The 255-nt window shown below is 55.3% G+C and carries 1 protein-coding gene; it reads right to left on the bottom strand.

From position 1 onward, the window contains the following. Positions 1-255: hypothetical protein (locus V6259_RS19910; RefSeq protein ID WP_341586005.1), on the bottom strand; the 255-nt coding region annotated here is incomplete at both ends.

A 255-nucleotide genomic window follows, 5' to 3' on the forward strand; every position in this document is an offset into this window, starting at 1 on the left:
TCCGCCACACTCCAGACGCCGTCAGTTTGTGTCGCGTCCACAACCACGTTGTTGGTGCCATCGCTGAACGTCACTTTCACCGTCTCGGTGTCCGCATCTACGCCACTCAAGGTCACACTCACCGTGCTCGCTTCGTCCGCGTTGGTCACATCATCAGAGGCCTTAACAGTAACGGCGAAGTTGTCGTCGGTGTCCGCACTCGTATCTAAATCTAATGTATCAGTCGTAGTAGACGTGTTGCCCGCATCGTCGGTT

This window comes from Marinomonas sp. TI.3.20, from assembly GCF_038155025.1.
In the GTDB taxonomy this organism is placed as follows: domain Bacteria; phylum Pseudomonadota; class Gammaproteobacteria; order Pseudomonadales; family Marinomonadaceae; genus Marinomonas; species Marinomonas flavescens.